At 28.8% G+C, this 23,255-nt stretch carries 23 protein-coding genes and 4 pseudogenes; 10 read left to right on the top strand and 17 right to left on the bottom strand.

The genetic code is table 11. The annotated features are described in order from the left end of the window. The gene (locus tag CDLVIII_RS11650; protein WP_009169653.1) at positions 1-498 is read left to right on the top strand and encodes an NUDIX domain-containing protein; all 498 of its coding nucleotides are present in this window, start codon (positions 1-3) and stop codon (positions 496-498) included. A gap of 296 nt (positions 499-794) precedes the next feature. On the opposite strand, the gene CDLVIII_RS11645 is transcribed toward CDLVIII_RS11650, so the two are convergent. The 5 genes from CDLVIII_RS11645 to CDLVIII_RS11625 all read right to left on the bottom strand — a co-directional run bounded on the left by CDLVIII_RS11645 (position 795) and on the right by CDLVIII_RS11625 (position 8,690). After that, positions 795-3,755: a DEAD/DEAH box helicase family protein gene (locus CDLVIII_RS11645; RefSeq protein ID WP_009169652.1), complete on the bottom strand. Its 2,961-nt coding sequence runs from the start codon at positions 3,753-3,755 to the stop codon at positions 795-797. Between the two features lie 216 nt (positions 3,756-3,971). Continuing rightward, on the bottom strand, positions 3,972-4,769 hold the full coding sequence (locus CDLVIII_RS11640) for a hypothetical protein (protein ID WP_009169651.1): 798 nt from the start codon (positions 4,767-4,769) through the stop codon (positions 3,972-3,974). A gap of 5 nt (positions 4,770-4,774) precedes the next feature. Continuing rightward, the gene (locus tag CDLVIII_RS11635) at positions 4,775-5,707 is read right to left on the bottom strand and encodes an ATP-binding protein (RefSeq protein ID WP_009169650.1); all 933 of its coding nucleotides are present in this window, start codon (positions 5,705-5,707) and stop codon (positions 4,775-4,777) included. Beyond that, a complete protein-coding gene (locus CDLVIII_RS11630) occupies positions 5,682-6,821 on the bottom strand; it encodes a DUF262 domain-containing protein (protein WP_009169649.1) in 1,140 nt (379 codons plus the stop codon). Before CDLVIII_RS11630 ends, CDLVIII_RS11635 begins: the two co-directional genes overlap by 26 nt. Before the next feature lie 654 nt (positions 6,822-7,475). After that, positions 7,476-8,690 carry a DUF2334 domain-containing protein gene (locus CDLVIII_RS11625; RefSeq protein WP_242835890.1) on the bottom strand — a complete coding sequence of 405 codons (1,215 nt, stop codon included), beginning with the start codon at positions 8,688-8,690 and terminating at the stop codon, positions 7,476-7,478. A gap of 288 nt (positions 8,691-8,978) precedes the next feature. Here CDLVIII_RS11625 and CDLVIII_RS11620 point away from each other — a divergent pair, with 288 nt between their 5' ends. Together CDLVIII_RS11620 and CDLVIII_RS11615 are read left to right on the top strand one after the other, a co-directional pair. Next, positions 8,979-9,659, top strand: coding sequence for a TetR/AcrR family transcriptional regulator (locus tag CDLVIII_RS11620; RefSeq protein ID WP_009169647.1), 681 nt, complete (start codon positions 8,979-8,981; stop codon positions 9,657-9,659). Between the two features lie 27 nt (positions 9,660-9,686). Then, complete coding sequence (locus CDLVIII_RS11615) at positions 9,687-10,466, top strand: acyl-CoA thioester hydrolase/BAAT C-terminal domain-containing protein (protein WP_009169646.1); 780 nt, start codon at positions 9,687-9,689, stop codon at positions 10,464-10,466. Positions 10,467-10,476: 10 nt separating this feature from the next. On the opposite strand, the gene CDLVIII_RS11610 is transcribed toward CDLVIII_RS11615, so the two are convergent. Beyond that, on the bottom strand, positions 10,477-11,223 hold the full coding sequence (locus tag CDLVIII_RS11610; RefSeq protein WP_009169645.1) for an AAA family ATPase: 747 nt from the start codon (positions 11,221-11,223) through the stop codon (positions 10,477-10,479). Positions 11,224-11,984: 761 nt separating this feature from the next. Here CDLVIII_RS11610 and CDLVIII_RS11605 point away from each other — a divergent pair. From CDLVIII_RS11605 to CDLVIII_RS11580, 5 genes and pseudogenes are all read left to right on the top strand, one after another. Next, positions 11,985-12,392, top strand: coding sequence for an Rrf2 family transcriptional regulator (locus CDLVIII_RS11605; RefSeq protein ID WP_009169644.1), 408 nt, complete (start codon positions 11,985-11,987; stop codon positions 12,390-12,392). A gap of 321 nt (positions 12,393-12,713) precedes the next feature. After that, entirely contained in the window at positions 12,714-13,241 is a 528-nt protein-coding gene (locus CDLVIII_RS11600; protein ID WP_009169643.1) for a class I SAM-dependent methyltransferase, read from the top strand. 38 nt (positions 13,242-13,279) lie between these two features. Further along, positions 13,280-13,528, top strand: a pseudogene (locus CDLVIII_RS11595) (MFS transporter); the annotation flags it as partial. A gap of 200 nt (positions 13,529-13,728) precedes the next feature. Continuing rightward, entirely contained in the window at positions 13,729-14,187 is a 459-nt protein-coding gene (locus tag CDLVIII_RS11590; protein WP_009169642.1) for a LytTR family DNA-binding domain-containing protein, read from the top strand. A 565-nt stretch (positions 14,188-14,752) separates the two neighbouring features. Continuing rightward, a complete protein-coding gene (locus tag CDLVIII_RS11580; RefSeq protein ID WP_009169640.1) occupies positions 14,753-15,268 on the top strand; it encodes a DUF6622 family protein in 516 nt (171 codons plus the stop codon). A 188-nt stretch (positions 15,269-15,456) separates the two neighbouring features. On the opposite strand, the gene CDLVIII_RS11575 is transcribed toward CDLVIII_RS11580, so the two are convergent. Then, entirely contained in the window at positions 15,457-15,987 is a 531-nt protein-coding gene (locus tag CDLVIII_RS11575; RefSeq protein WP_009169639.1) for a dihydrofolate reductase family protein, read from the bottom strand. 108 nt (positions 15,988-16,095) lie between these two features. Further along, a pseudogene (locus CDLVIII_RS29845) lies at positions 16,096-16,313 on the bottom strand (IS1595 family transposase); the annotation flags it as partial. A gap of 99 nt (positions 16,314-16,412) precedes the next feature. On the opposite strand from CDLVIII_RS29845, the gene CDLVIII_RS11570 reads away from it, so the two are divergent. Together CDLVIII_RS11570 and CDLVIII_RS11565 are read left to right on the top strand one after the other, a co-directional pair. Next, positions 16,413-16,832 (top strand): Rrf2 family transcriptional regulator, encoded by a 420-nt coding sequence (locus CDLVIII_RS11570; RefSeq protein ID WP_009169638.1) that lies wholly within the window; start codon positions 16,413-16,415, stop codon positions 16,830-16,832. Positions 16,833-16,958: 126 nt separating this feature from the next. After that, complete coding sequence (locus CDLVIII_RS11565) at positions 16,959-17,738, top strand: EFR1 family ferrodoxin (protein WP_009169637.1); 780 nt, start codon at positions 16,959-16,961, stop codon at positions 17,736-17,738. 478 nt (positions 17,739-18,216) lie between these two features. On the opposite strand, the gene CDLVIII_RS11560 is transcribed toward CDLVIII_RS11565, so the two are convergent. The 9 genes and pseudogenes from CDLVIII_RS11560 to CDLVIII_RS11540 all read right to left on the bottom strand — a co-directional run. Then, on the bottom strand, positions 18,217-19,020 hold the full coding sequence (locus tag CDLVIII_RS11560) for an N-acyl homoserine lactonase family protein (protein ID WP_009169636.1): 804 nt from the start codon (positions 19,018-19,020) through the stop codon (positions 18,217-18,219). 409 nt (positions 19,021-19,429) lie between these two features. Further along, positions 19,430-19,597, bottom strand: a complete 168-nt coding sequence (locus CDLVIII_RS31230; protein ID WP_186005559.1) for a hypothetical protein — start codon at positions 19,595-19,597, stop codon at positions 19,430-19,432. Positions 19,598-19,600: 3 nt separating this feature from the next. Then, the gene (locus CDLVIII_RS29265; RefSeq protein WP_050816255.1) at positions 19,601-19,888 is read right to left on the bottom strand and encodes a hypothetical protein; all 288 of its coding nucleotides are present in this window, start codon (positions 19,886-19,888) and stop codon (positions 19,601-19,603) included. Continuing rightward, positions 19,885-20,013: a hypothetical protein gene (locus CDLVIII_RS32490; RefSeq protein ID WP_278245912.1), complete on the bottom strand. Its 129-nt coding sequence runs from the start codon at positions 20,011-20,013 to the stop codon at positions 19,885-19,887. The genes CDLVIII_RS29265 and CDLVIII_RS32490 overlap by 4 nt, the downstream gene beginning before the upstream one ends. A gap of 18 nt (positions 20,014-20,031) precedes the next feature. Then, positions 20,032-20,543 (bottom strand): annotated as a pseudogene (locus tag CDLVIII_RS11550) (GrpB family protein). An 11-nt stretch (positions 20,544-20,554) separates the two neighbouring features. After that, positions 20,555-20,728, bottom strand: a complete 174-nt coding sequence (locus CDLVIII_RS30655) for a protein of unknown function DUF89 (protein ID WP_009169634.1) — start codon at positions 20,726-20,728, stop codon at positions 20,555-20,557. Between the two features lie 313 nt (positions 20,729-21,041). Then, positions 21,042-21,203: a hypothetical protein gene (locus CDLVIII_RS30650; RefSeq protein WP_186005558.1), complete on the bottom strand. Its 162-nt coding sequence runs from the start codon at positions 21,201-21,203 to the stop codon at positions 21,042-21,044. Then, positions 21,181-21,744, bottom strand: a complete 564-nt coding sequence (locus tag CDLVIII_RS11545; RefSeq protein ID WP_242835888.1) for a cytochrome b5 domain-containing protein — start codon at positions 21,742-21,744, stop codon at positions 21,181-21,183. Before CDLVIII_RS11545 ends, CDLVIII_RS30650 begins: the two co-directional genes overlap by 23 nt. An 84-nt stretch (positions 21,745-21,828) precedes the next feature. After that, a pseudogene (locus CDLVIII_RS11540) lies at positions 21,829-23,237 on the bottom strand (peptidoglycan-binding domain-containing protein); the annotation flags it as partial. Between the last annotated feature and the right edge of the window lie 18 nt (positions 23,238-23,255).

The following is a 23,255-nucleotide window of genomic DNA, read 5'->3' as shown; positions in this document are numbered from 1 at the left end:
ATGGAACTATTTTCAAAACCATCCGCAAGTGCAATAATTACAAAAAATGTAAATTCTAAAAAATATATCTTAATTCAAGAAAGATTTAAAGAAAACTCAGCTCTAGAAAATGGATTGTTAGAAATCCCCGGAGGCAAAATAAGAGAATTTGAAAACATATATGATTGTTTAAGAAGAGAAGTTAAAGAAGAAACTGGCCTTGATGTAATTAAAATTCAAGGTGAAAATAACTCAACTATAATTGATTATAATGAATATAAAGTCTTAAACTACACCCCTTTCACTTGTGACCAAAATATTAAAGGATACTATCCAATAATGACTGAAACCTTTATTTGCGAAGCAAGTGGTACTCTATTAACGTGTACAGATGAAGCTAAAAATCAGAGATGGATTTCTTTAGAAGAATTATCTAACTTATTACAAAGTAATGAAAGTAGATTTTATCCTATGCATATAGCTGCATTAAAAAAGTATTCAAATATATTTAATGTTTGACATGCTAAGCTAAAATAATCTTACTAGTTTTATATAACTGGTGGAGCTACCCGTGACAACAAAAAACACGACCACCTGTAAGTAGCTATTCAAGCCACATACAAATTGGTCGTGGATTTTATGGTGGAGGCGAAGCATGACCTTTAAAATCCACCACTAACCAATATTATAAGGAACACTATCTTCATATAGTATTTCAGTCTCTATATCTGCCTCGTTCTCCCATTCCACCGTGTTAAATGGCAATCCTTTTCTACTTCACTTTATATAATATTACTAAATTATTTTCATTTAAATCATATAAATCTTTCCTGAATAGGTATCTCATTTTCTTCATCATCATCATCTTTTAGTATTTCATTTGCTATCTCAACATTGTCTAACCTCATTATACTATCTTCTGAATTGCTATAACTTAATAAATTTATACCACCATACCAAACTACCTTATTATCAATCACAGCAAACTTTTTATACAAATTAGTTTTAAATACTAAATCAATTCCAACCTTTGATAAAACTTCAAATATAGCTTTCATATTTTCTCTAGAAGCACCATTAAAATCTTCTTCTGGTCTAGTGATTATCTTAATTTTTACACTTGTATTTAATAACGCTTTAAAATTCTCCAATAATCTTGTTAAACTTATCTTGCTAATAAAAGGACTCGATATAACTAATTCTTTTTTAGCAGATAAAACATCATTGTTATATATCGTTAAGAAATTTTTACTATTATAAATTGAGTTAATGCTCTCCGACAATTTAGTATCACTTTTAATCCAATATCCTATAGCTGAATACCCTTTTAATCTTTTTTGATACATTTTCTCTAAAACCCCAACATGCATATCTACATAATCATATACTTGAACTTCATATTTATTTTCATATAACCTATGCAGTCTTCCTACATATTGTTGCAATGTACCTTTCCATGATATTGGCATAGCTAAAAAAAGACTATCAAGTCTTGACTCATCAAAACCTTCCCCTATAAACTTACCAGTTGCAACTATTACAAAATTTCTTTCTCTTGGTATCGCTTGAAGTCTTTCCATTTCCTTTTTCTTCTCTCTATCTGCCATTGCCCCAGTTAGCGTTATCACATCTAACAGTTGTTTTTCTAATTCTTCAGAAAGCATTTTAACATGAGCAGTTCTTTCTGTTAAAACGATAGGATTCCGCCCATTTTTTACACATTCAATTACATCCTCAACAATCATTTTATTTCTAATATGACTTTCAACTATTTGTGAATAAATATCTGTTATTGTTAACTGATTTTTTTCTATATTATTTTTTATGTTAAATCGTGTAAACCTAGGAATGACATAATGCTCAAATGGTCGCTTTAGAGCTTGCTTTATCGGATCAACTTTATATCTAATTGGACCACATTGCATAAAAATAATAGGATCATGCCCATCCTTTCGTGTTGGCGTTGCAGTTAGCCCATATACATATTTAGCATAAACATTCTTTAAAATTTGTTCTAGACTAAAAGCTGAAACATGATGACATTCATCAACTATAACCATTCCATAATCTTTAACTAAATCTTTAACTTCACCTTCTCTAACTAGTGATTGCATTGTAGCGATATCAATTATTCCACTTAATCTATTCTTTCCACCGCCTAATTGGCCAATAACATTAATAATTTTATTTCTTCCTCTTTTCTTATTATCCTCAACAATTACAACTTCATCAATAATTAAAAATTCATTCAATCTCTTGATCCATTGTTCTAATAATTGTTTTGTATGTACTATTATTAACGTATTAACTTTCTTCTCTGAAATCAAATTGGCTCCAATAACAGTTTTACCAAAAGCTGTAGTAGCTGATAAAACTCCATTATTATATTTCAACATTTCTTCTACTGCTTGCACCTGTTCATTTCTAAGTTCTCCATTAAATTGGACCTTTATTTCTTTACCTGGATGTGTTTTATTATCTAAACTTATATATGCATTATTTTCACTTAATAAACTCAGAAGTTCATCTTCACATCCTCTTGGAATACATAAATAATCCTCTGTTTCATCTGACAATGAAATAATACGTGGTTTATTAAATGTATTCATCCTCATTGCTTGAAACTTGTAGAATTCCTGATTCTTAAATGCAGCTAATCTTTTAATTTTATTTAAAACTTTATTGGAAAATCCTTTTTTATGAATATAAAGCATATTAGCTATTACTATATTGACCGTATCTGGAAAATCCGATGAAATTAATTTAGGTTCTTCCTTTACTTCATCCCATGGCTTAACAGTTTCATTTTTAATCATCATTAATTCGCCTAATTCATTTGTCACTGCCAATTTTATGATATATAAATCTAAATCTTCTTTAGATATCTTATTAATTGTAGATAAAAAAAGCCATTGGTCACTATACGGCTCAAAATTTTCATCAATAAATACACTGTTATTATTTCCCCTGGAATTTTTTTGCAAAGGTAATGCAATTAGATTACCTAGTCCACCATTGGGCATGGTATCCTGATTTGGAAATAATCTATCATAAGATTTAAATTTTATCTCATGCCTTTTATCCATTGCATAAGTCAAAATAGCTGTTCCAAATTTCCTAGCTATTACTGCGCTTATACTTTCATTAAAGAAAAACCATACATGAGCTCCATTTCCTGATCTTGACCGTTCTACCGCAAAAGGAATGCTTTTTCCCTTACATACTTCTCTTATAATAGTAACATCCTTTTCCCATCCATCATCATCAAAATCAATGGCAAGAAAAAAGCATTTTTCGTCTTCTAACATCGGATATATTCCTAAAACTTCTATTCCCCGCAAATGTCTATTTATCTCATCAAAGCCCAACACCGAATATTTTCTATTTTCACATTGTGAACATTTAATTTTAGGTTTATTACAAATCCACTTTTTCCATTCATTCATACATACTGGAGAATATCCACCTTTTCCATCTTTCTTTTCAAAGCGTTTTGCATAAACATCTTCCCGCCCTTTAAACAATGACATAAATAAATGTATTTTTTCTTTTGGTGTACTCATATTACTCACTTTACCTATTTGATTATCTTCGGTTATAATCGGTCTTTTATCTCCATAACTCTCCATTTCCTCATTAATTATAATCTCATCTTCGGTATTAACTATTCCGCCATGACTTTCAAGCAACTCCCGCATTTTCTTATTTTCATTTTTCAAAAATTCATTTTCTTTTTTTAAAGTAATATACATTTGATACAGTTCTTCATATTGCATCCAATCAACCTCTTAACCAATAATATCTTAATATCATGACCTAGTATTATTTTAAAATGTTTCTATTCTAATTAAATTTCACGATTGTTTAAGATACTGTAATAATAAAAACCCACGCCCACCTGTAAGCAACTATTTAAGTCACATACAAATGGTCGTAGGTTTCATGGTGGAGGCATGAAATCCACCACTTAATGACCTTAAATAATTATACTACTATATAATTCTCTTACTCTTTCCTATCATATAAATAGTACTACATAATTTTATCCTTGCTTCTTCATCCAAATTTTCAAGCTTATCTACAAACAAATCTACAATATAATTATTATATTTTCCTTTTCTTAAATATCTATCTCCATTTATTATATCTTCACAAAATTTAAGTATTTCACGAGTCCTATATATAGAATCATTTAAATTAAACTTTGAAATATGTTCTCTTATAAATTCTTTCTCAGCATCAGTATACGCTACCGTATCACTAGGTTCAAATGTTAATGTAAGCAAATTATATTGAATATTATAAGAATGTCCTTTTACAGTTACTCCCATAGGCTGTAATATAATATTTCTTTTTTGCAAATAAACCCTTTTAATTATTTTATATTCCCTGCATTCTTTTGTGCATTTCACAGAATTGCTACAAACTGTTTTTTCAAAATTTTCTATTTGCTTATGAGTAAATATACCCTTTATCTTATTATTTTTGTCCTTTTTGGTCAAACCCGAATTCTTAAAAGACTGATTGCATTTAGGACAAGCAAGCCCTATATTAGGAACGCATTCAGATAATTTTTTTTTACAAAAATCTTTTTCAATTGCATGTTCTAACTGACCAAATTTCTTATTATCTATATCGATTTTACAATAGCAATACATACAATACCCATTAGTAGTTTTATATAGAAGTTCCAGCAACCTCTTTCCATTTGCATCTTTATAACCGTAACTCTTATCAGATTCATATTGAGGTGTAAATGATGGTATATCAATTATTGTAACACTGCTCATACCAATTACCACTCCTCAATCTGCTTATGAATCAACTTTTGTACAGATGTAAGGTTATTAAAGTCTATATTGCTAAATTCAATCTCCTCTTCCTCTGTCCATTTTCCAATTATCTTTAAATCAAATAATCTTTGTAATTTATCATCTACTAAATGATCTTTCTCTCTTTCTTGGTTATTAAACAGCTTATGAAATAGAGTATTTACTTCTGTCAATGTAGTAAAGTCATTGCTATCTAAAATACTAAAATTTTCTTTTTCCAACGCAATGATACTTGCAGCATTAGTATTAGCAATTAAATCTCCTGAATGTGTACTTACAATAAAGTTATTACCTGGAAATTCACTAATTAAGAAATTTAATATATTCGCTGAATTTTTAGGTGACAAAAACTCATCAATTTCATCAATAACAATAATTCCTTTTTCTTTAATAATGTCCTTGTAAAATATAAGTTCTGAAAATATACGAGCAAGTGCCTGATAACCACTAGATAATTCAGCTTTAATATTATCTATTTTACATATTAGTGGACCTTCTCCATATCCTTCCTCATATCCTTCTCTTTCAATGCTAAAATCTACATCAAGATAATTTTTAAATAAACTTTTTAATTTATCTTTATACAAGGGATACAATCTTTCTATATGATCATTTCCTCCAAAGCTATCAGTCAAGTTATAAAATTCATCTTTTATTCTTGTATCTATAATTTGCCTACTGGTAATACTGAAAGATTCAATATCCTGTAAAATCACTTTTCTTATGTCAAATCCACGATTTACAGAGTCTATATAATAAGCCTCTTTATTTTTTGTCACATATCCTCTAAGCACTTCAGACTTTCCAATAGAATTGTCTCCAATAATAATCCAATTCTTATTACCAGAGTCCTCCATTATTTTTATAACTTTATTCAATAAACTTGCGTATTTCATTGTATACCGCCTCTAATTTGCTTTCTATAGCTGATTTTGTTCTATTTCCTGTTTTAATTGTTTTACTATATTCATTAATCTTTGATATATTATCATAAAACTCTTTAGTGATACTTACTTGGCAATTTGTTTTGTTTGTTACTGTAAATAAAATTTCTAATAAAGCTGTTTTTAGCAATTGTTTTGGAATCTTTCCTTTTAGTAAACTAATAAAATTTTCAATATCTTTTTTATATTCATCAATCTTCGCATCATCAAATTTAACTGCTTCTTCTGAAAAATCGTTTAATAATTTATTCATATTCTTATAATTATCAATAGTAAATTTATCATCTTCAAATTTTATATAATATTTATAAGCACAGAAGGTTAATAAACGTTCCATATTTCTACTACTGTCAGTTTCATTGCCAAACAGTTCCTTCCATCTTTCATTAGATTCATTAACTTCTGAAAGCATTTTATAAAATTCACATCCATAGATACCATTTCTTAATTCTTGTGGTGTTAATGGTATACCTCCCGAATTTAAATTTGCAAATATTTTGTATAAATATCGATTACGCAATTCCTTATTCTCAATAATAATTTCTATAACAGTAATATTTGTGTAATCTAGTTTTCTTCTTATATTTATAGGCAGTGTTTCATACGTAATATCAACATTTTTTTCCATTTCTTCTCCATTTATAATTTCATAGTATTTCATCTCATATTTTTTATCTATTAAGTTTATTTTCTTTAAACAATCAAATAAAGATGCATTAGGAGTATTATCTATTTTTAAATCAATATAATTATTACGTATTTTTTCTGTATATTTTCCCATATAATATAAAACCATGCTTATAATACGCTGCTGTCCATCTAGTATTTCAAGCTGATTCATTTCATTTCTATAAACATATATTGGCGGAATTGGCATTCCTCTTATAAGTGATACTGCTAAATTTTCAACCTGACCATCCGTCCACTTGTAAACCCTTTGAAAATCCGGTATAATATACAAATTATCTTTAACACCTTCAACTAATGTCTTAAAAGCAACATCTGTTTTATACTGCTGAACATTTGCATATCCATATATATAACTATTAAATTCATCTTCTTTCAATTTACTCCACCATCCTATTAACAAATATCTATATACAGTATATCATAAGATTACCTGTCAATTCATTATTCATATATTCACAATTATAGAATTTTCAATTAGGTATATATTGCTATAATTAATCGCAATATTCTAAAATTATTACTGCGCCAAAATACTTTCCATTTTTAGTACAATTATCCTATATTTATAAAAATATAGATATATAAATATCATTGCCATTCTTTATATCTCTTAATCTATTTTAGAACTAATAATATAGCATGATTGATCTATTGCTAAAGTAAATGAAAACCATGAAAAAATCCAGATTATTTTCATAGGTTTCATTGTGGAGTGTATTTACTGAATTAGTTTGTAAGGAAAATAACTTAGCAAATTTATATTCGACATGTTATCCAGATCATAAAAAATAAAATATCACAAAGAAAGATAATAATATTTTCAGATAATAAGTACCCAAATTAAATTCAAATTGTAGATTTTTAGCTTTTCGAGGGTTTAATTGTTACGCTACCCCGTGGCAATAAAAAAACACGACCACCTGTAAGCAGCTATTTAAGCCACATACAAATGGTCCTGGATTTTATGGTGGAGGCGAAGCGTCCCTTGCCTCTCTCCTATTTCACTATCGAATTTTAGTAAATTCAGCATTCACTTATGATATGGTTTATTATTGCAGCCTATGTCTGTGATTTTTGCAAAGTTACACTTTTTATCATATAAAGCTTTTACTATTCGATGAAGTGGAGAATTTTCCGAATAATTACTTAGTGGATATCCATTAGTATCACTTTTAAGTGTTATATATTCAAAATCAATATATGGGTGATAAAATAAGCTAGCTAATGTGGCTTCACCTAAATTATTTATTCCATCAAGCATTTTTTCCGTATCACCTTTCCCTTCTACATAATCTAAAGGTGTAGGAATATATAAGGTTCTATGATTCCGGGGACTTAGAACTATTTGCGATCCCCAGATGCCTACGCAACATTCATAAATTATCTCAAAATACTGCTCAAATATACTCTGTTGAAATTCAGTAGCTGCATAATGAGGGCTCTCAAAAAACTTCACAGACAATTCTAATTTTTTTGCCGTATTAATAGCTGCTTCAACTCTTTTTCTTACACTCTCTTCATCATTATTCCGTTCTTCATTAAACTCAGTACCATCTGCACTTACCTCATTACCATACTGATGAGTATAGCCATGCAAGCCAATTATCCCATTTCTGTTCAGTAAGTACTCAATTGTGAAAAGAAAGTTTGCATTAGACATGCTATAATCTTTAGATATATCATTGTCAATACCGTTTGGAGGATCAATAAACCTTGGTATCCATGCTATATGAAATGGAACACCAGCTGAAAACATATAGTCTGCTACTACTCTAAATTTCTCTAGATTGTCAGAATCTAAATACTCATCACCTGCAGTTACGTCTTCAAATCTAATTAAAGCAACTCTTCCACGAGGTCTCATACAACTCTCATGCTTATCCCTATCCCAATAAAGTGATATGGAACTACTATTGTAATCCCATCTAGATTTAGCATTTAACATTCTGCATATATCAAATAATGATAAGTATAATACATTATTAACTATAATAAACTTATAATTATTAATCTTATAATTTATACATGTTGAATATTTCTCTTTAAATAGTATATTTTCTTTACTTTTTGGGCTATTAAATTCACATTCCAATTGGTTAATAAATTCCGATATAGGTATAAAGTAACGATTGATGTTTCGATATATATGATTAACAAACTTTAATGGTTTCCCCTCAAAATTTATTTTCAATTTATTCTCTATTAAAAGTAATTGTTTATCATTAAACATTTTTATCTCTGTCACTTATTTAATATTACTCTATACATCTAAAGTATGTTCATAAATTTATAATGTTCACCATATATATTCTTCTGAAATATAATCCTGAAGTTTCAAATCCAACAAAACCTGTGCTACTATAAATATCAGACTTATAAATAAATATCTGCGCAAGCTCTCCTCGTCTCAGGAGCTTTAAAAAATTGAAAGAATAGAACTCCCCCTTGGTTTTTTTATTGACAACCTATATCTTTAGATTTACAATAAAAATGAATTTGAATTCAAATTCATTTTATTAAGGAGTGAATTTTTATGGATAATATTCTTACAAGAAAAACAGAAGATAAAAAAGAATTAAAACGAAAAGTAATTTTAAAAGCTGCTGCTGATGTTTTTTCCAAAAAGGGCTATATAGAAACTTCTATAAAAGATATAACTAATGAAGCTTCTATTTCTGTAGGTTCGTTTTATTCTTACTTTAATAACAAAGAAGAAATATTGCTACAAATCTTTGATGAAATTTCAAATATGAGTATGAATGCTGCTTTAGAAAGTTCAAATGCTTTAAAAGATAATGTAATCGAACAATTTACAGTCTCAATGACAAATGCAATCTGTATATACGCAAAAAATAAAGAGTTTGCCAAAATATTGTTTGTAAAATCCATGGGCATTAATGAATTATTTGAAAATAAACGTACAGAAATCCTAGATAGAACAACTGTATATTTAAAAATGCTGTTAGAGCATTTAAACACAAAACACTTATGTGGTATAGATAATATAGAGATAACTTCAGTTCTTCTTACACATAGCATATTTGGTGTAATAACCAATTGGCTTAACGAAAGACTTGATTGTAGAATAAAAGATATAATTTTCACCTTATGCACTTATCATCTCAAAGCTCTAAATATAGATTACACAGCAGAAAATATTAATAAATATATAGATGACGTTCTTGAATCAGATTACAGAGAACTTCTTAACTAAATAATTCAAATTATGGAGGTATTTAAAATGGAGCAATACAGGTCAAAAGAAATTTATGCAGATTTTTACGAAAATAAAGGAAAACGATTAGCAGTTATTATGGGTGGAAGCGTACCTGGGCTTCCATCTAATATAAGTAATGATTTATCCAATTACTTAAAACAGAATTTCAATATTTTACTCTTAGCATACTATGGAGTCGGAGAACTTACAAAGTCTTTAGAAATGGTTCCAATTGAGTATTTTACGAATTCCATAAACTTTATTAAAGAAAAATACAATATCCCTGACAATGAAGTAATTATTATAGGTCAATCTAAAGGAGGAGAAGCTGCTTTAGTGTTAACAAATTATATGAAATCAGTAATCACTATCGCCTGTGTTCCTAGTTCATATGTTTTTCAAGGCTTGCCAGAAGATCTTTTCAGTATCTTAAAAGCACAGCCAAAAGCTTCATGGTCCTTTAGTAATAAGGAATTACCATATATCAAATTTAATATTGATGAGGAGGCTATGAATAATGCAAAAAATAATAATTTTTGCAGATGTTATGAAACTTCCATAGAAAATAATTTTAATCCAGATGCTGTAATAACTATAGATTCTTATAAAGGCAAGATACTGCTCATTTCATCTGAAAATGATTCATACTGGCCAAGCAAAAATATGTGCAATACTCTAGTTAAAAATAGCAAAAATAACAATAATATTAAGCATGTCTCCTTAAATTTAGAAGGCCATAGCTTTTTAAAGTATGATGAATCTGTAAGAGAAATAATAAGCTATTTAAAATCAACTGTACAATAACTTTAATAATCTATTCAAACAAATAATCTATCATTTTTTCAGGATTCTCTAAAAATCTTCTTGTTATCATATAATTATCTGTCTTTTTATAAGGAGTTTTTCTAATTCCATCATCATCTATCACAAATATATCTGCATCTGGGTATGCCATTAATATAGGTGAATGAGTTGCAATAATAAACTGGGATTTTTTCTTTACAAGTTCATTAATTATACTAAGCATAGCCATTTGCTTTAATGGTGATAATGCCGCTTCTGGTTCATCTAAAATATATAACCCATTTCCACTAAAACGATTAGTCATGAGTGTAATAAAACTTTCACCATGGGACATCTTATGTAACGATGTCCCCCCATAACTGTTTATGACAGGATTTCCTCTAGAACTTCCTACATCAAGCCTTTCTATTTCCGTAGCCACATTATAAAAACTTTCTGCTCTTAGGAAAAATCCATCATTAGGTCGCTTCACACTTTTCACTACTGTAATGTACTTATATAAATCAGAATGCGTTTCTCTTGATGAAAAGCAAAAATTTCTAGTTCCTCCTTCTGCATTAAATCCACTGTTAACTGCAATAGCTTCTAATAATGTTGATTTTCCACTACCATTTTCCCCAACAAAAAAGCTTACATTACTTGATAAAGCTAATCTCTCTAAATTATTAACTACAGGTAACTTATTAATATAGCTATCTTCTTTATAAATTTCTTTCCTGAGACGAATTTCTTTTATGTATACACTATCATATATCAATCATGTATCACCTCTTTATTACCTTTGTATTTATTTTCAAATTATAACCATTTACTGAATTATAGCATATTTTGAAATATCACACTATTTAATCCCAAAAGTGATTGCTTTTTTCTTATAATTCTGCAAGGGTCTCCCCCTGCAATATAATATAGCGGAATATCTTTTGTTACTACAGAATTAGCATTAATCTAAAAGATTGTTATGATTTCTTAAATGCCTAATCTTTAAACAATAAAATTCCCCATAGACAAACAATATCATCTATGGGGAGTTAATTTATTTAAAAATCTTTTATCATATTTAAATTAAACTTAATAATGAACATATATTTTAGCTTAACAAAAATAAGCATATATAATGTATGTGTAGCTAAAGTTACTTTATTTTTTATAAAAGAGTTTAATAGAAGATATTGCTCTTAAAATGCACACTTAATTAAGTTCCATACTAGAACTTTAAAGCATCTAAAACTATTTAATTTTAATAGTTTAGTTAAGAACAACTAAAATCATCTCTTCAAGTCTCCTTTTTTATAAAACAATCACTTTAGATGGTATCATACAGCATTTTTACTGTCAATGCTTTTGTTTAACAGCTTATAACTAATAGAATATTATTAAATAGCAAACACTTTCTTATCTCCTAACCATTAAAAGTAAACTATTATATATAAATGAATTTAAATATTGACAAGATTCATAGTTAATAATATTATTAAAGACATAAAGACTCTTTAATATCTTTTTGGTGGTGATTATTTGAAATATACAAAAGCAACAAATTATGCTCTACATACTATTGTATATATGATTGAACATGCTAAAGGTGAAAAAATCAGTGTAATTACGCTGGCAAAACACTTTAATGTATCTGTCACATATCTTTCTAAAATATTAACACAATTAGTAAAGGCTGGGCTAATTGATTCGACTTCAGGAGCGAATGGCGGATATTTTTTTAGCAAAAAGGCAGAAGAAATTTCTTTTATGGATGTCATAAATGCAGTTGAAGGAAATTGTGCTTTATTTAGATGTGAATTTGGAGAAAGCAAATGTGCGATTCATAAGGTAATGACTGAAGCTGAGAACCTAATGGAAAGTTATCTGCAAGATAAAAAAATATATGAAATCGCTAATGAAGAAAATTTTGAAGTTAATAAAGACTAGTCATTATTACTTTAATTAAGTCCTAATAGGACTTATCACTTCAATTACAGATATAAGACATCTTTAATATATTTATAAAAAATAAAATAATCACTATCTAAAACTCGAAAAAATTAAATCCTAATGAAGCATTTTTGCTTTGTGCAGCTATAGCAATTGTGGGGATTATCTTTAGTCTTACTATAAAAAATACTAAGACAGAGGCAGAAAGCTCAAAAGTTTAAATAAAAATTAATTATAAGCTTATTGCCTATAAATTAAATTTATGTTGTCAAATATTTATAATATAAAAATTTCAATTAAATAAGGAGGATTAACTTTATGCATCATAATAATTTCACAGTCGAACATATGATTTCTATGCTAGAAGAGCGAGATAGAATTGCTCCAATCAACGAAGAGTGCAATAAATTTAATATTAAAAATGGAGATATCGTAATTGACTATGGTTGCGGCTCAGGTGGGTACACTAAAAAAATATCGGAAATTCTAGGTGAAAGTGGCAAAGTCTACGCTGTTGACATTTATGAATTAGCAATAGAATCTGTAAAAAAGAAAATTAACAAATATCAACTTACAAATGTAGAAACAGTCCTCGCAAAAAATATTAATGAAATAAAAGATAATGTTGCAAATATAATAATTGCTATAGACATGTTTCATATGGTTCAAGAAAAAAATAAGTTTCTAAAAGAATTACATCGACTTATTAATAAGGATGGTACTTTATTTATTGGCATACATCATATGACATCTGAGGAGGTACAAAGAATAATACTAGACTCCAAATTGTGGGAAATTCAATGTGAAATAGACAATTGCTTAAAATGTATTCCAATAATTAACTAGCATTTTTTAATTTTGATTATATCTTTTATAATAACTGTTCAGGAAGTGTAAATGCACTTGTAAAAAACTTAGGACTAGTATTCGGAATAGCTATGGCTACAACACTTTTATATAGTATGATGAGTTATAGAATAGGCTATCATGTTACAGATTTTGTACCAGGAAAAAATGATATTTTCATATATGGTATGAAAATTGTATACATAGCTGCAGCAGTAATAATCTTAATTGTCACTACTTTAACATTCTTAAGACTATTCAATAGAAGGAAATCTAAAGGAATTTAATATTATTTTTCATATAAACAAAGAAACTGCAGAGAACTTATATATTTCTGCAGTTTTTATTATATTTGCTGATAATAAATTTACTCTTTAATTATATATAAGAATAGAACTTAAAAGTATTAAATTTATAGACATTTAAAAATTAACACTTTACAATATATAAATAAAGAGAATAATTTTCTAATTATAGGAGTACAAAAATGAAAGTTAATATAAATATTATCTCTTCTGAATTAGAAGAAGAAGTTAATTTTAATATTCACAATGTTAATGAAAAAATTAATGAAGCTATAGAATTACTTACCTCTTCAAAAAAAATTATTAAATACTTGCTTGTAAAAAAAGAAGATAAGCATTATAAAGTAAATATAGATGAAGTTTTTTATATAGAATCCATAGATAGAAAAATATTTATATATACAAAAGCAGAAACCTATGAAATTTCCGAAAAATTATATATACTTGAAGAACAATTATCTAGCAATAACTTCCTAAGAATATCCAAGTCTATGCTTCTGAATATCAATAAAATTTACTCTTTTTATCCTAAACTAAGTGGGAACTTAGAAGCACTTTTGACAAACAAAGAGAAAGTTATTATTTCAAGAAGATATGTTTCAAACTTAAAAAGCAAATTAGGAATGAGGGATACTGAGTGACCTTTGAATATTTAAAAAAAATATTAAAATTAACCTCCATAGTTTTTACTGTAATTGTATTATTTCAACTTATAAGCGGACAAAATTTAAATAATCAAATATTACATGATCTTTTATGTTTATCTTTAATTTTGACATTAATAAAAGTACTCATTAATAAATATATTATTCCTAGAGATTCAATATTTAACTCCTTATTATTTATACTCATAGCTTGGGCAATGGTTATAGGCTCAAATTACGTTTTTAGTTGGAATATGTCCATTAACACAATATTCTTAACCTCCATACAAATTGTAGTAATTTATATTTTGGTAAGAATTATTAACTATCAACATGATAAAATCGAAGTTAAGAAAATGAACGAAATCTTAGATAGAAATAGAAAAAATCAACAACAGTAATTTAAAAGCTGTTGTTGATTTTTTCTATGCTTAGTTATATTTCATATTATCTTTTATACCTCTTATGTATATAAATATACCTCTTATGCCAATTCGTATTGCCCCTATCTATCTTTTGTTGTAATCTTACTCCATGATATGAATTGAAAGAAGGTATTTATATGAATGTTATTAATATTATTGCTGAAGTTATAAGCGGAACCCCTTTTTATGTTTGGATTTTACTTATTTTTCTATTAAAACGAGGACTTAATTCAGCAAAAGATGGTGAAGTATCTTTCCCTAAAATGTTTATTGTGCCATTGATTTTTATGGTTTGGGGCTTAGAAAAATTATTTACAGGTTTTAGCTATTTAAATATTGCTATGATTTTTTATATCATCTTTATGTGTTTTGGTTTACTAATATCTTATTTTCTATATTCGCGATACAGAAAGCTATATATAAAAGATAATTCACTATATAAAACAGGCACTTATTTGCCATTAATTTTTGTCATTGTTAATTTCTTTGTGAAATATTTATTAGGTGTTGCTCTAAGCATTAATCCATCATTATATAGCACACTTTACTTTAGTACTTTATATTCATTATTGTGTGGCTTTTCTGTTGGATTATTTATTGGAGGTATTCTTCAAGCATATACTGCTTCTTCACAATTAAAAACACTAGCTTAACTACTATTGTATAATAAAAAAAAGCCACGTTCAACTGCGTGGTTCTTACTTCATTTAACTATGAGTCTCAGTTTATTTATTTGGCTATGTTTTAATATTATGTTGAAATATAGCCTAAAAAATTATAGGTAGGATTGTCCATCTATAATACTCAATATAAGAAAACTGTGAACTAAATATCAATTGTTTTATTTCATCTTGTAATGGAGTTCAACAAATTGATTGAACCTCCTTATCCCCTTTAACTTTAGTTCTAACTCAAAATCATTTTTTTTAAATAAAGGTATTCCATGACCTATTAGTGTAGGTGATATAGTAATAATAAATTCGTCAACTAACCTTTCTTTAATAAAAGAATTTAGAAGAACGCCACCGCCAACAAGCCATATGTTTCCTCCATCCAGCCTTTTGATTTTATTTGTAAATTCCACTACATCTTGATTAATAAATTCTACATTTTCATTCTTACCTGTTTCTGATTCAGAAAATACATAACACTTTTTATTCTTATAAGGAAAGTTACCTTTTTCTTTTTCAATAATCCAATCATAAGTTCTTCTACCAATTAGAATAGTATCAACTGTATTGTAGAATTCAGAATATCCATTATCTCCTTCACCTTCAGTTTTAAACAACCATTCCAAGGAATCATCCTCTGTAGCTATGTAACCATCTAAACTTGTCGCAATATATAGAACTAATTTTCTATTGTTGTACATCTATAAACCTCCATATTTATAAAATTCAATAATGTACTATTGTTCATTAAATTACAGTTTTGCATAATGCTTATTATAACATGATTTACAAAATATCACATATGTTATTTGAATATGATATAATCCCTCTTTATGTTTACCGCTTTTTATAGGTTTGTATTCTAATGATAAATCATTTACAAATTGCATATAGCTCTTATGACTATCAGTACAAAGTATGGAATCATGTCCTATATGCCATCATATAATGTTTCTAATTCATTAGGTGTAATTCTACCTTTACATGCTAATTCCATAATTAAATTACCTTGCCTATCAATATTGGATTGATTTTAGCTTTCAATGTTACAAGATTTATTTTCTCTTGACAACTAGATCAAATAAATGTATAGTTGATTTAGTTAATTCAAAGGGAGGTAAGAATTGTGGCATATTCAACAGAATTTTCAAGAGCGATTTCCATTAGTCTTTTAATTAATCAGAAAATGGAGGAATATGGATTTGAGTTTGTATCGGCAAAGACTATTGCCGAATTTCTTAAAATACCTGCTCCAACAGTGGTTAGAATATTGAGAAGTCTCAATGCTGCTGGACTCACAACGACAAAAGAAGGAGCTAAAGGCGGAGTTATTTTAGGAAAACCAATTGCAGAGATAACCCTATTAGACATATTTTCAGCAGTTGAACACGGCTCTTTATTTAAGATGGACATTGATTTTCTAATTGAAGATCCAAGAATTGATAATTTAAAATCGCTCATAAAAAATCGTATGCAGGATGCTGAAATCGCCATGAAGGAATCTCTCAAAAAAACAACTCTGGCGGATATTTCTAAGTCACTATAATAAGGAATGATTTTTTAACGCTCTTCTCAACTGCCTGCTAGGCTGGCAGTTGTGATTTTTAGCTATAACTATATAAAATAGTTATATAGTTGATATTGATTGTAACAAATAAGGAGGTAATTGAAAGTGAAAAGTGTTATTTATTATTTTACAGGAACAGGAAACAACTTACAGTTAGCAAAAAAGATAGCTGAGGCATTGCCAGATTGCACTCTGGTATCAATGAGTAAAGGGAAACATGACAGCAATGAAGTGTATGATTATATCGGTTTTGTGTATCCGACATACGCCTTAAATTTGCCGCGAAGAGTAAAACAATTTATAAGCGAAATGTCGCTTGAAAAAAGTAAAGACGCATATTTTTTTGCTGTGACTGGATGTGGGAATATAAGTGGTGTTGCGTTAACTGTTCCCGCCAAAATTTTAGCCAAAAAAGGTGTGACACTTAATTTTGCAGAGAAAATTATTATGGTTGGAAATTATGTTGCCATGTATGAATTGAACGAGAGAGCCCAAGAGAAATATCAACTTGCTACCGATAATATACCTGCATTAGCACAAAAGATAGCTGCTAAAACACAGCAGCCAATAGGTAAAGTGAACGAGCCTCTTAATATATCAACTGCTATTGGACAAAAATTAATATACGCCAGAAAAGACAAAGGTTTTAATGTTTCCGATGCTTGTATAGGTTGTGGAACCTGTGAGGCAGTCTGCCCTGTTTCGAACATAGTAATGAAAAACAAAAAACCTAGTTTTAATCACAATTGTGAACAATGTATGGCGTGTGTGCAATGGTGCCCCAAGCAGGCTATTAACTATAAGAATATAACACAAAACAGAAAACGCTATACTAATCCTAGTATTAGCTTGAAAGAGTTAATAGAAGGTAATAAGAATAGTTGACATTAAACTCAGATAATTTCTTATACTGGTAAACAAGAAAAATAAAAACGCACTCAAAACATCAAGATGAGTCTATCGTTTCATATGGACACGTCGGTAAAACTACAACTCCATAACCGTTGAACGTAGCAAAAAATCCTGAATTCAATATATGAATTTAGGATTTTTTATTGTCTATTCATAGAAATCATAGTATTTAATTTCTATTATACATTCTCAAATTTTCTCTAACTAGCATGTCATTGACAATACTGCATCCATAAACATTATATTTAAGCTCAAATACCTTCTCAAGCCTCATTCTCCAAGCATATTCTGAAGAATATTTATGGTAATATTGTTCGGAATATATATTCTTATATTCTTCAGAATATATATGGTAAAGAATACTTATGGTAAACCATATTAGAATATGAGATATTTTATAAGTAAAAATATTAGTAAAGAAGAACACCCAGGCCCAGACGTTTATTACTTTTTATTTATAGAATTCTGGAGCAAGTTTTATTGTTTTAAAGAATTCTTCATCATGAGCAAAAAATACTTTGGCATCATATTTTTTCTCTAGAGCTCTTACCTTTTCAATTGATTTAAAGAAGGAAAGACTATCATAAAGTAATCCTGATGCTTTAGCTGGTGGTCCGTAGATTTCTGAGCTATATACACAATCTTGTGGGAAGATTAATGTGCCTTCATCTTCCAAATGAACTACTATTCCAAGTAATCCTGGTGTATGTCCTGGTAAATTTATTATTTCTACACCTTTTGCAAATTCAAAATCTTCTTCCACCAAATGATATTGTTTTACTGAAACATCCATATCAGCTTTAATATATCCTCCATGGGTAAGCGGATTTTCGTTTAACCTTACTTGAGTTTGAGCTTGCATAAAATCTGCCTTTGGTACATATACATCAGCATCTTTAAACATATTTAAGTTTCCTGCATGATCTAAATGCATATGAGAAATTATCACTTTCTTTATTTCTTCTGGTTTTGTTCCACATAAAGCTAATTGATTTTCTAATCTTTGTTCCTTTGTTTGATATAATGGATAAACTTCTTGCAAATTTTTTGGCCAATAGCCATTCATTGCTTCTGGATTACTTCCTACATCATATAAAATTTTTCCATCGGGATGATCTATTAAAATAGACATTACAGGCAGCTTAATCCACTTATTCTCTACGTATGGCTTGCTATAGGTTCCCATAGTAGCTCCACCTACTACATTATTTTTATCAGTTTCTAAATATCCCGTGTCCAAGACATATACTTTCATAAAGCATTTCCTCCCATATTTTCATTCATCTTAGTTTATCTCTATTTTTATAAAACCTAAATAATTTCCATCTGGCTTATTAGTTCAGTAGAATTTGCATATGTAAATTGAACATCAATACCATACTTTTCCATTCTTATTTTTGTTTATAAAAATAAAACATGGAAAAACACAACTTTTTATTTTCACTTCGCTGTGCATTACCATGTTTTGTTATATTATATATTACTTTATCCCTTAACTCAATAGTTTGAGAAGATAATTCTCAAATACCAATAAAAATTATTAAATTACTATTTTATACATTTTAATATTGATTATAAATACTACTAATTTTTATTTAGACCAGATAATTAAATTTAAAACACTTTCGTTTGTTGCAGGTCCTATCTGAAATTAAGTTTAGTTGTTATAATACAGACTTTTCATATACCTTGGTTGGCCTACCAGATAAAGTAATATCTAAACCTATCTCACTAAATCCATATTTCTCATAAAATTGAATGTGATCAGTTGTTAAATAAACCTTATTATACCCTAGAGACCCTACAATTCTTCTTCCGTGTTCAAGCAACATAGCTCATAAAGCCTTTCCTCTCTCGTTTTTATCAATAAATAAACAGTCTAACCATGGAGATAAATAATTCATATTCTTAATCCGTTCTTCTTTAACAATTTGATAAAATTCAATTATTTTTAAATCTTTCATTAAAAGATACGTCAATGGTAATTTATCTTCTTTGTTTAATGATTCCTCAAGATTTTTAGTAAAGGTGTTCTGGACTTTTGGCCAATTATCTATACAATAATCAATAACACTCTCTTTTAAATTAGGATTTTCATATAAAGATACAATAGATATATTCATATATCTCTTCTCATTAAGCTAAAACTTTGCGCCGTAGGCCCTATATCAGGTTGTCCTACAAGAAAAATGGCTAAGTCCACAACATCTTCTGGACACTTAATCCATTCTCCACCATTACTATTCATTCAACCTTAAATTAAAGTTTATTCGCATAACCCACATTTCTTATAGATATCTAATATTACAGACTGCTTTCCTTCAATATATGAATCTATATCTTCTGGATATTTCAAAGCCATCTCTTTTTTTATTAAAGTATATCTACGTCTATCTTCTTCATGTTGTCTTAAATAATTTCTAAATGTTATATGCTTATGTAATTCTTCATTATATCTATTACATACATACAAATGATGTATCATTAAATGAGGCTTATTATCATAGCAAAATGCTTCTCTACCCGATATCCCCAAATCTCCTTCATATATATATCCAATAGACTCTAATGCTTTTTTACCTCTTGAAAATTTCTGTCGATTACAACATCTATATCGATAATTGGTTTTGCTGCTAATCCTTCAACAGATGTACTTCCTACATGTTCAATCGAATTTATTTTTCCAGATAAAACTGTTAATAATTCATTCTTTATATGTTCAAATTCATTTTTCCATTCTGGATTATAATCTTCTACTACTACATATTTAGTTCTCATCAAAATCTCCTCTATAAATTAGAATTACATCTTTTTATTTCTGGTGCGGTAGCTTCAAAATCCATTTTACTAAGATAAGCAAAAACCTTCCTCAATAGCTCTTCTTTATTATTAACACCTGTAATATTGGCCACTTTGATAGCTTGATTAACCACACACGGCAAGCATTTGTCATGTATTCTCATAATTACACCTCTTTGTATTTAAAGTTAGTAGTTTAAACTGCTTAATAAATTATCGTTTATAAGTATGTTATACAAATAACTTTTATTATATATATAGATTATAACAATATATACTACTATTTGATATATATTACAGAGTTTGTTTTGTATTAAAATCCTCATAAATACAGTAACATGAAATATAACATTGGCTTGATTCAAAGCCAGTACCGTTTGAACTGAAAAAATAATCCTAAAAGTGCTCTCTTTAGGATTATTTCATCAATTACATAGCTTAAAAAGTACGCTAGTTTTAAATAACTTTTAATTATAACTATATGACACTAATTTTATGCATAAATTTTTCAGTATTTCTTTCAAATCCATATTTCTCATACAATCCATGTGCATTTTTAGTAAGCAAAAGTCCATGCAAATTTTTCAATTCATCATCCTTTGTAATGAATTCTATTTTATACGTTCTCCCTGCTCTCATCTAGCAGATTGGCTATGCCTGTATTTTCCCACTCTTCTATCTCATCAATCGCTTCTTGAAAAGTTCTTCCCTGCCCAACAAGTATACCTATCATAATATATTTTTGAAATAAATGTTCAAGCCTTACACCACCGTCAGCTTCCTCTAATGCATCATCTACTAGTGGAGTTATATATTGTATCCAATCATCAGGGCTAAAATCATATGTATCTACCAAAGGCTGCCTGGTTATAGATACAATGCGACTCTCTTTCCTTTCACTGAGTACACCAACCTTAGGTATGTTACTAAGAATTTCCTTCATCCCATGATGAGAATTGAATTCATCAGTTAAATCTTTTCCAGCCTTAACCCCAAAGTGACTGCCTCCAGACCAAGACGATACATTACTCAAGTCATAAACTATACCATCTACTGCCACATAAGTTGGTTTTCCATCACTTCCATCATATTGTGCTAATTCCTCCAAGGTAAATTGTTTTTGTCTATTACAATAAATATTATCTATAAGTTCATTAATAGGTTTAAACTTAAAAGTCATATGCATAAATACCTCTTAAATATTATTATCTCATAAAGATCTACTGTATTTTTCTAATTCAGGCTGTTTATTAAGTTGATTTATCTAGTAATAGAACCTTGGAACAAATCTTTTATCATCCATTCCTAATATTGTTGGTGGTATGAATTCATTTTTCCATGCCCTGCTTGATTCAGTAGTAGTAAGTTCTGCAATTCTTGTTACACCGACATAAACATCTGATATCTTATACCAGGTTGCATAGTCAACTATTCCTGTTTGTGGCAGCGAAAATATCTGTTGAAAGGTTTTTACTGACTGTGCAGTCTTTGGTCCATATATTCCATCCTCAGCAAGTCGTGGAATCAATGGGTAATTCCTTGCTATTCTATTTAATTGACCTTGAATTGCCCTTACTGCTGGACCTCTTGATCCTATAGTAAGTTCTTCTCCCGGATAGGACATTGGGCTTCCAGCAACTTTTTCTGCTGTTACTAATTCAATATCTGTTCCATAATAACGAGTTAATATGTCATATGGTCCAAGGCCTTGACGTCCTAATTCCTGACTTCCCCATTGACTTAACCACTGTGGGCATGTAACGCTTTTTCCATCACAGTATTGTGTGAAAAGTGGCTGCTTTCTTCCGATTCTTCTTACATATGTCGAGAAAATTTCATCTACAATCTGACTTATGTTATCATAAAAGTTTCTACCATAATTAAAGGCTTGATCATAAGCCGTAGAGCTTGTAATATCAAAATTTTTACCTTTTCCTCTATACCATTCAGTAAAAATTCTATTTAAGGTAAATGATACAATGCAAAAGATATTTGCTCTTAAGGCTGATTCAGTCCAAGTTGAATATATTTCACAGGATGCTACATTTTTAATATAGTCTTTAAATGGCACTCTATAATTTGGTGCAGATGGGTCATCCGGTCCACCTTGATGGACAGTGACATATTCAGGAACTACCGGCTGAGGCAGTACAACTCCTGAAGTTGGCTCCGGTAATGGTTTCTCAGGGTCTTCCGGTATCTTAGGCGGAAAATTTCCATTTAAAGTATTTGGCTGTATATTTATTATTTCCTGTCTCATATATCCACGTGCTGAACTTATCTCTAAATTACATATTTGATATGCAATCCTTGTGGGAAATACTTGACATCCTCGTATTATTATAGGATTAAAACCGCTTCTTTCAACCGTTATATCATATACACTATAAGGTATTTGATTGCTATTTTCATTTAAAGAGTATTCTAATGGCGGTGCTGTTAGATCTATTACCTCAGTTAATCCTGCTGAATCTGTGGTAAGTTCTACATTATTAGCGTTTTCAGAATCTGCTGTTCCTCTTACAGTTATCTTAGCACCATCAATCGGAATGTAATCATCACCTCTAAAACATTGAATTTTTAATCCACCTGTTCTATCTGCAAGATTTGTATTGTTTGTATTCTCCATATTTTCCCTCTTTATATTTTTATCAGAATATTATATTCATCAAATTCATATTTTATCACTAG

Source organism: Clostridium sp. DL-VIII (assembly GCF_000230835.1).
GTDB lineage: Bacteria > Bacillota > Clostridia > Clostridiales > Clostridiaceae > Clostridium.
The sequence above is the reverse complement of the archived record's forward strand: the minus strand, read 5'-3'. Positions and strand labels throughout refer to the sequence as shown.